Origin of the sequence: Bradyrhizobium pachyrhizi, assembly GCF_001189245.1 — a bacterium.
Lineage (GTDB): Bacteria > Pseudomonadota > Alphaproteobacteria > Rhizobiales > Xanthobacteraceae > Bradyrhizobium > Bradyrhizobium pachyrhizi.
The window spans coordinates 33610-39247 of the sequence record NZ_LFIQ01000114.1; the positions used below are offsets into that span (position 1 = coordinate 33610).

The following is a 5638-nucleotide window of genomic DNA, read 5'->3' on the forward strand; positions in this document are numbered from 1 at the left end:
ATGCGACAGGGAAATTCGGGGCGCTCGCGGCCGGCGCAGGCTGGCCGTTCTGCGGTCCCTCGGCGGCGCTCGGGGCGCCGGCAATGGCAAACACCCATGTTGCGGCGCACAACAGCCCGCATCCCAGAAAAACAAGGTGTTTTGCGCGGTTCGCCACCCGATTCGTAGCCTCCCAGCTGCTTCTTACCGCATTAGAACCACACGGTTAATCGCTCCCTAATGACGCTCCGGCGAAAAGAACCGAGTGTTGCGGCGGCGTGACGCTTCCCTTGCACGCGGCGGTCAATCCACGTATGTACGAGGTGCTGACGGCTAGTACTCCCGGTTGTGTCGCGTTCAGCCTCCCGGTGCAGCGGTGGAACCTTCCTGATCGAAGATCCCGCCGTGTTTTTCCGGTCCCTCCCCAGCCAGCGCCGCGCGCGGCTGACACGGAGTGGCGGATTCAAGCCCGAGCGGCGTCCGGTCCCAGGCACACTCCCTCGCCAGAGGGACGGTTTGAGACACGGCATAACCGATTATCCGGTCCCTTGGGGCCTCGATATGCGATGGCCGGCGGGCGCTTCGGCGCCAGGCGGGGCTTTCAGCAAAAGATACGGCGGTATTTTTCGCCGCCAACATGTTTAGACGGGCCGACGCTTAATGCGCCAGACTGTATTGCCGACCAGGATCCCCCGAATGATCGCGCTGACGCGAGGTGAAAACTTCGCCCGTCGCATCATCCCGGTGAGTTCCCGTCCGGCGCTGCGCCGCGAGATGCGTTTCGGCCTTCCCCTCACCCCCGAATCAGGTGGACCGTCGCGTCACCGGGCGGCGCAGTTTGCGCGCGCCATGATCCGCGCCCGCCGCCGTCAAGAGCTCCAAAATGCCCAACAAGATGTTGATCGATGCCACCCACCCGGAAGAGACCCGGGTCGTCGTGGTCCGTGGCAATCGCGTCGAAGAGTTTGATTTCGAGACCGCCCAGCGCAAGCAGCTGCGCGGCAACATTTATCTCGCCAAGGTTACGCGCGTAGAGCCGTCGCTGCAGGCCGCCTTCATCGAGTATGGCGGCAACCGGCACGGCTTCCTGGCCTTCAGCGAAATCCATCCCGACTATTACCAGATCCCGGTCGCCGACCGTCAGGCGCTGATTGAAGCCGACGAGCGCGCCCATCGCGAGGCCGAGGAAGAGCACGAGAACCGCGGCCATCGCCGCCGGTCGCGCCATCGCAACGCCCGTCGCCGCGGCCATGGCGAGCGCGTCCAGAGCGAGGTGATCGAGGGCGCGAACGACACGCAGGCGCTGCCCACCATCGAGGCCCACGAACATCCCGTCGATGCCGAGCATCATGAACATGATGCTGGGCACCACGATCACGGCGTGGTCGCCCAGGAAGGCCACGAACATGAGGCGCATGATCATGCGCATCACGAGGACCATGAGCATCAGCATGATCATGACCACGACGATCATGGCCACCACGATCATGGTCACGACGACCATCACGACCACGATCATGCACATGATCACGACCACGCCCCCGAGGTGAGCGAGGCGGCGGTTGCCGACGCCCCGTCCGACCCCGTCGTTGCTGTGGTCGAAGCCTCCGCCGCGTCGGCCGCGCCCGAGACCATCGACACGGTCGAGGTCAATCATGAGCCTGAGCGCGCCCATGAGGAGCAGATCGAGGAAAACGCCGCGCATGCCGACGACGCGCCGCACGTGGCTTCCGACGAGGTTCATGCCGCCGATGAGCACGCGGTCGCCGAATATGGCGCGCTCGCCGAGGTGGTCGCGCCCGAGACCGGGCCGGGCGACGAGGCCGGCGAAGACGACGAAGAGGATGACGGCGAGGAAGGCGAGGAAGAGGACGTCGTCGAGTCAGTTGGCGGCGACGACGTGCTCGAGGAGGTTCCGGAGCGCCCATTCCGTCCGCGCCGCCAGTACAAGATCCAGGAAGTGATCAAGCGCCGGCAGGTGATGCTGGTGCAGGTCGTCAAGGAAGAGCGCGGCAACAAGGGCGCCGCGCTGACCACCTATCTGTCGCTCGCCGGCCGCTACGCCGTGCTGATGCCCAACACCGCGCGCGGCGGCGGCATCAGCCGCAAGATCACCTCCGCCCAGGACCGTTCGCGGCTGAAGGAAGTGGTGCAGGATCTCGACGTGCCCGAGGGCATGGGGATCATCCTGCGCACCGCCGGCGCCTCCCGCAGCAAGCCGGAGATCAAGCGCGACTTCGAATATCTGATCCGGATGTGGGAAACGGTGCGCGACCTGACGCTGAAGTCGCAGGCGCCGACGCTGGTTTACGAGGAAGGCTCGCTGATCAAGCGCTCGCTGCGCGACCTCTACAACAAGGAGATCGACGAGATCCAGGTGGCAGGCGAAGCCGGCTACCGCGAAGCGCGCGACTTCATGAAGATGCTGATGCCGGCCAATGTGCGCGCGGTGAAGCAATATCGCGACGGCCAGCCGCTGTTCTCGCGCATGGGCGTCGAAAGCCAACTCGACGCGATGTTCTCGCCGACCGTGCAATTGCGCTCCGGCGGCTACATCGTGATCAACCAGACCGAGGCGCTGGTCTCGATCGACGTCAACTCCGGCCGCGCCACGCGCGAGCACCATATCGAGGACACCGCGCTCAAGACCAATCTGGAAGCGGCGGAAGAAGTCGCGCGCCAATTGCGCCTGCGTGACCTCGCCGGCCTGATCGTCATCGACTTCATCGACATGGACGAGAAGCGCAACAACCGCGCGGTCGAGCGCAAGCTGTCCGACTGCCTACGCCAGGACCGCGCGCGGATCCAGGTCGGCCGTATCTCGCATTTCGGCCTCTTGGAAATGTCGCGCCAGCGCATCCGCGCCAGCGTGCTCGAAAGCTCGACGGAGCCCTGCCCGCAATGCGGCGGAAGCGGTCACGTCCGTTCGGTCTCGTCGGTGGCGCTGCAGCTCCTGCGCGGCATCGAGGAAATCCTGATGAAGGGCGCGACCCACAATCTGGTGGTCCGCACCCGTACCGACGTCGCGCTCTACGTGCTCAATCACAAGCGCGGCCATCTGCGCGACCTCGAAGACTCCTTCCGGGTTTCGCTGTCGATCGTCGCGGACGCCACAGTGCACGGCCAGCAGTCCTACATCATCGACCGCGGCGAGCAGGTGCATACGCTCGAAGCCGCCAAGGCGCTGCTTGCTGCGCAGACTGCTGCGGCTCCGGCTCAGGCCGAAGAGGCCGATGACGAGGAAGAACTGTTCGAATACGAGGCCGAGATCGAGACCGACGAGACCGAGGGTCTCGCCGACGAGCGGGCGGCCGGTGATGAATCGGGCTCCGCCGAGGGCGAAGGCGACGGTCAGCGTCGCAAGCGGCGCCGCCGGCGCCGCGGCCGCGGTGGCGGCAGCGAGGCGCGTGAAGGCGCCCAGCAGCCGCGCGAGGACGGCGATCTCATGCATGTCCTGCCAGAAGGCACCGAGGCGGTTGCCGCCGCCGATGCCGAAGGTGATGAGGACGAAGGCGACGAGCAGCAGACCGCTGCCCGCGACGACCAGGCCGGCAATGGCGATCGCCGCCCGCGGCGCCGCGGGCGCCGTGGCGGCCGCCGCCGGCGCGGCAGTGGCGGACCGGATGACGGCCTCGCCGGATCGATCTCCGATGAGTTGAGCCCGGCGGCGACGTCGGAGGCCTCCGACGCAGTCGCCGATTTCGATAGCCATGATGCGGAGCCGGCTCCCTCGCTGGCGCAGCCCGAACTGGTCGCCGAGCCGCCGGAGTGGCAGCCGACCGAGGTCGCACCTGTTGAGCCGGTCGCGGCACCCGAGCCCGAAACCGCCGCGGCGTCTGCCGCCGAGGACACTGCCGAAGGTGACCGCGCGCAGCGCCGCCGTTCGACGGTGCGCGAAAAGGTCAACTTCGCATCGAGCCCACAGCCCGAGGCATCAGCGGCGCTGGTTCAAAGCCCGGCGGAGGAAGCTGCCCCTGAGCCGGCCGCGGCTGCTCCAGAACCGGCACCGGCCGCTGCGGCCGAGGCTCCGGCCCGCAAGGGCTGGTGGTCGCGCCGCTTCGGCGGCGGCAATTAGCACCACCTGCAAGTCAGAACGCCCGGCTCACGCCGGGCGTTTTTATTGAACAGGCAATCCGTTCGTCAGACGCCGGCGTAACGGAGCCTGACGGAGACGGATCCCAATGCAAAGCGCGATCGTTCTTGGCGGCGGCATGGTGGGCGTCAGCACGGCTCTGCACCTGCAGCGTCGCGGCTGGTCGGTGACGCTCGTCGACCGCAAGGAACCGGGCCGCGAAACCAGCTACGGCAATGCCGGCATCATCCAGAGCGAGGCGGTGCGGCCCTACCCGATGCCGCGCGATCCCGCCATCCTCGCCCGGATCGCGATGGGGCGCACCAACGACGTGCGCTACCGTCTGGCGTCGCTGCCGCAGCACGCCGGCCCGCTGCTGCGCTATTGGTGGAACTCGACGCCCGAGCGGCACCGTGAAGCCACCATCGCATGGGCGCGCCTGATCGCCTACGCCACCGCGGAGCACGACACGCTGATCCGCGATGCCCATGCCGATAATCTGATCCGCCGCGCCGGCTATCGCCTGCTGCATCGCGACCCGGCCGCGCTCGAACAGGCCATTGCAATCGCCGAGGAGAACCAGCGCGACTTCGGCGTGACGTTTCGCGTGCTTGACGGCCGCGAGCTCGCCAAGGCGGAGCCGTTGCTGCGTGACGACCTGCCCGGCGCCATTCACTGGCTTGGGCCCTGGACCGTGTCGGACCCCGGCGGGCTTGTTTCCGCCTATGCCGGACTGTTCGAGCGTCTCGGCGGCACGTTGCTGCGCGGCGATGCCCAGACGCTGACGCAGACGACGTCCGGCTGGTCGGTCGACACCAGTGGCGGCCGGATCGATGCCGCCCACGTCGTGGTCACGCTCGGGCCGTGGTCACCGCAATTGCTGCGCAAGTTCGGCTACCGGATCCCGCTGGTGCGCAAGCGCGGCTACCACATGCACTACCAGGGCGGCCGCTCGCTCGACCTGCCGCTGGTCGACACCGCAAATGGATATGCGATGGCGCCGATGGCCAAGGGCATCCGCATCACCACCGGCGCGGAGCTGACCAGTCCCGACGCACCGGCGACGCCGATCCAGCTCGGCTACGCCGAAGCGGCCGCGCGCGAACTGATCGAGATCGGCAGCCGCGTCGAGCCCGAGCCTTGGTTCGGCACCCGCCCCTGCACGACCGACATGCTGCCGGTGCTCGGGCCCGTGCCGCGCCATCGTGGGCTATGGGTGAATTTCGGTCACGGCCATCAGGGCTTCACGCTCGGCCCGGCGACCGCGCGCGTGCTGGCCGAAACGATGAACGGCGAGGCATCCGCGGTGGACACCTCGCCGTATCGACTGGACCGGTTCTGACGTCGACAAAGCGTTTTCGAGCGAAGTGGACTCCGGTTCGCGTGAAGAAAACGCGTCAAAACAAGGATCTTTAGTCCGTCGTCAACGCGGTCTCCATGTCGGTCGGGTCGACCTGCTTGGCGAGATTGGCGTTGAGCTTGTCGCGGTCGAGCTCGCCCTCCCACCAGGCGACGATCACGCAGGCGACGCCGTTGCCGCACAGATTGGTCAGCGCGCGGCACTCGCTCATGAACTTGTCGATGCCG

General features: G+C 67.1%; 3 protein-coding genes and 1 pseudogene. 2 read left to right on the forward strand and 2 right to left on the reverse strand.

Features of this window, described 5'->3' with window-relative positions:
* Positions 1 to 772 precede the first annotated feature (772 nt).
* Positions 773 to 1498 carry a hypothetical protein gene (locus tag AKL29_RS46375; RefSeq protein WP_283809429.1) on the reverse strand — a complete coding sequence of 242 codons (726 nt, stop codon included), beginning with the start codon at positions 1496 to 1498 and terminating at the stop codon, positions 773 to 775.
* Between the two features lie 27 nt (positions 1499 to 1525).
* On the opposite strand from AKL29_RS46375, the gene AKL29_RS29280 reads away from it, so the two are divergent.
* Positions 1526 to 4054 carry an Rne/Rng family ribonuclease gene (locus AKL29_RS29280; protein WP_430648900.1) on the forward strand — a complete coding sequence of 843 codons (2529 nt, stop codon included), beginning with the start codon at positions 1526 to 1528 and terminating at the stop codon, positions 4052 to 4054.
* 106 nt (positions 4055 to 4160) lie between these two features.
* Positions 4161 to 5393: an NAD(P)/FAD-dependent oxidoreductase gene (locus AKL29_RS29285; RefSeq protein ID WP_050386559.1), complete on the forward strand. Its 1233-nt coding sequence runs from the start codon at positions 4161 to 4163 to the stop codon at positions 5391 to 5393.
* Between the two features lie 70 nt (positions 5394 to 5463).
* Here the strand turns inward: AKL29_RS29285 and AKL29_RS45730 are convergent.
* A pseudogene (locus AKL29_RS45730) lies at positions 5464 to 5638 on the reverse strand (dicarboxylate/amino acid:cation symporter); the annotation flags it as partial.